A 3,051-nucleotide genomic window follows, 5' to 3' on the forward strand; every position below is an offset into this window, starting at 1 on the left:
ATCCCACAGACCGACCGATCGGTCGGTCTGCCATGCGGAGTGTACATGAGCCGGCGAGCCGCGCCCACCCCGGCTCCCATTACAATTCCCGCTGATATCGACAAGGCAGTGCGCCCACAACCATCGTGGTGAACAGGAAAACGGAAGAGCTGGCCGCCAACCGCGATCGGATATTGGCCGGCGCGGCGGCGCTTTTCGTCCATCGAGGGTTCCATGCCGTGGGCATGAGCGAACTGTGCGCGGCGCTGAGCCTCAGCCGCGGGGCGTTCTACCACTACTTCCCCAGCAAGGAAGACCTGCTGGAGGAAATATGCCGGCGCTACATGGCCAAGCTGCTCCAGCAGGCCAAGCTGGCCAAGGCCGAGATCGCCGACCCGGCGCTGCGGCTGCGGCGCCTGGGCGCCGAACTCATCGACGTCATCGGCGCCCATCGCGACGAACTGGCCGTCTGCTTCCGGGAAACCCTATCCCTGAGCGACGACCGGCGCCAGGCGGTGCTGGCGCTACATGCCAGCTACGAGAGGATCTGGAAGGAAACCCTGATCGAAGGCGAAAAGACCGGCGTCTTCGCGCCGTACTCGCGCTTCCGGCTCAAGGCGCTTCTGGGCATGTATTACTACAGCTATCTGTGGATCGACCCGGCCTCGCCGTCGGCGATGCACCAGACGCACGAGGCATTCGAGTCCATCCTGTCGACGGTCAGCGCGGCGCGGCCGGGCACGATGCTCCACCGCGCGCCGTCTTCATGAAGCCCATCGCTTTGGCGGGTGCCAGACGCCGGCACTCTGGCAAATCTCAAACCGGCAGCTTCGCAACGTCGTAGCCATAGATCCAATCCACCGGCAGCGGCGGCGGGGGTGGCGTCAACTGGTTATTGCGGAATTGATCGCGGGCCTGCAGTTGTACCTTTGCGGCTCGCGGTTGGCGTTCGCGCTGATAAGCCAGCAGCGCGCTGTCCAGATCGCCGCGTCCGTAGTCGAGAAAATGCGCCAGGGCGTAGCCGTCCTCCATCGAGACGGCGGCCCCTTGTGCGAGCGTCGGCATCATCGGATGCGCGGCATCGCCCAGCAATGTGATCCGACCACGCCCCCATTCCTGCAACGGGTCACGATCCCGGATTCCCCACTTGTAGACTTCCTGCGCGCGCGACATCACATCGAGCATACCCGGATGCCAACCCGCATAGGCTTTCAGCATATCGTCGATACGGCTGGGCACGGCCCAGTTCTCTTCCGCCCAATCGTCCTTGGCCACTCGACCGGCAAAAATGTTGAGCAGTTCTCCCTTGCGCAGCGGATAGAAAAGAACATGCCCCGTTGGCCCGAGCCAGCCCGTATATTCGGAACCATCCAGAGGGACTGGCAGCGACGCCGACGCATCGCGCAATGCTTGCATGGGAAGAATGATGCGCCAGCAGATCTGGTGCGTGAAGCGGGCCTCGCGTTCGCCGAAAAGACACCTCGCGACCCGAGAGTGAATACCGTCGGCGCCAACCACCACATCGGCCTCGACTTGCCGGCCATCCGTCAAGGAGATGACCGCCCCTGACTTCGTGTTTTCGACCGATGCGCACTCCGCGTCGGTGTGGATGGTCCCTTCGGGCACAAGGCTGGCCAATAGCGAGTGAAGATCCGCCCGGTGCGCGGTGTGATAGCTCGCGCCATATTGCGCCCGCATGGCCGCGGGCAATGGCACGCGGTCTCGCACGGTGCCGTCGTCCCACTTGATGGACAGACGCACGGACGGCTCCGGGGCAAAGCGTCCGAAAGCCTCTTCTACGCCCAGCGCGCGCAACACCTTCACCGCATTCGGCGCCATCTGCAATCCCGCCCCCACCTCGCCGAGGTGCGAAGCCCGCTCATAGACTGAGACTTCGAAGCCTCGCTGATGCAAGGCCGCCGCCGCGGTCAGGCCGCCGATCCCAGCCCCGACCAGGGCCACCCTCGGCGCTCGGGAGATGGAAGACATGTGCATGGAAAATCCTTTGATGATGAAAAGTGTCGCCAGGCCGATTCGAAGGGTATGAGCCGTCCCGTTCAGGAAGCATCGACGGTGATGCCGCCGGCGCGAATCACCTGCTCCCAACCGCGGCGGTTCTCGTCAAGGAAGCGGCGAAAGTCCTGCGGGCTGCCGTCGAAGGTTTCCGAGCCCTGCTCGAGGTAACGTTGGGACACGTCCTGCCTGCGCATGGCCTTGTTCACGATTGCATTCAATCTTGCAATCACGGGTTGCGGAGTACCCGCCGGAGCCATGATGCCCAGCCATCCCACCGCCTCGTAATCCTTGAGGCCGGCCTCTTGAGCCGTCGCGACATCGGGCAGAACGGCAAGACGTTTGTTGCCTGTCACCGCCATCGCATTGAGCTTGCCGGCCTTGATATACGGCAAGGCTCCCTGCAGATCGCTGATCAGGAAATGGGTCTCGCCGCTGATCACCGACATGATGGCCGGGGCGTAGCCCTTATAGGGAACGTGTACCACCTTGGTTGAGGTCTGCTGGGCGAGCCGCTCGACAGCCAGGTGCGAGAAACTTCCAAGCCCCACCGACGAATAGCTCAACTTGTCCGGATTTCGGCGCGCGTATTGGACGAGGTCAGGCAGGTTGCGGGCCGGAACCGAGGGATGCGTGACGATCACCCCGGGCACCACCACCGCCAGCGCCACCGGGGTCAGTTCCTTGTCCGCGTCGTAGGGAAGTTTCTTGTACAGCGCAGGATTGGTTGAAATGTTGGTGCTGCCCAGCAACAAGGTATAGCCGTCCGCCGGTGCCTTGGCGACCAGGGTGGTTCCTATGATGGCGGCCCCCCCTGCACGATTCTCGACGACGACCGATTGCCCGAGCTCTTCCGACATTTCTGCGGCTATCAACCGCGCTGTCGCATCCGCAACGCCACCGGGCGCGAACGGCACGACGATTCGCAAAGGACGCTCGGGATAGGTCGCGGCAGCATGCCCGCCCCCTATGGCAAACATCAACAGCCACGCTCCACGGCGGGGGAATTTCCTCATGTCTCCATCCTCTTGGGGAAATGGTCGCGGTTCATTCCACGAA

At 63.2% G+C, this 3,051-nt stretch carries 3 protein-coding genes; 1 reads left to right on the forward strand and 2 read right to left on the reverse strand.

The window, feature by feature from the left end; all coding sequences use genetic code 11:
- The first annotated feature begins 128 nt into the window (after window positions 1–128).
- Window positions 129–749 carry a TetR/AcrR family transcriptional regulator gene (locus VMR39_RS14620; protein ID WP_325416718.1) on the forward strand — a complete coding sequence of 207 codons (621 nt, stop codon included), beginning with the start codon at window positions 129–131 and terminating at the stop codon, window positions 747–749.
- A gap of 46 nt (window positions 750–795) precedes the next feature.
- Here the strand turns inward: VMR39_RS14620 and VMR39_RS14625 are convergent, their stop codons facing one another.
- A complete protein-coding gene (locus VMR39_RS14625) occupies window positions 796–1,974 on the reverse strand; it encodes an FAD-dependent monooxygenase (RefSeq protein WP_130357705.1) in 1,179 nt (392 codons plus the stop codon).
- Between the two features lie 62 nt (window positions 1,975–2,036).
- Window positions 2,037–3,008 carry a tripartite tricarboxylate transporter substrate binding protein gene (locus VMR39_RS14630; RefSeq protein WP_325416719.1) on the reverse strand — a complete coding sequence of 324 codons (972 nt, stop codon included), beginning with the start codon at window positions 3,006–3,008 and terminating at the stop codon, window positions 2,037–2,039.
- Window positions 3,009–3,051: the final 43 nt, after the last annotated feature.

This window comes from Sphingobium sp. (assembly GCF_035511395.1).
In the GTDB taxonomy this organism is placed as follows: Bacteria; Pseudomonadota; Alphaproteobacteria; order Sphingomonadales; family Sphingomonadaceae; genus Sphingobium.

Coding starts and splice junctions, on each gene's coding strand:
- VMR39_RS14625 (WP_130357705.1), bottom strand. CDS start 1,974: ATGCACATGTCTTCCATCTCCCGAGCGCCGAGGGTGGCCCTGGTCGGG.
- VMR39_RS14630 (WP_325416719.1), bottom strand. CDS start 3,008: ATGAGGAAATTCCCCCGCCGTGGAGCGTGGCTGTTGATGTTTGCCATA.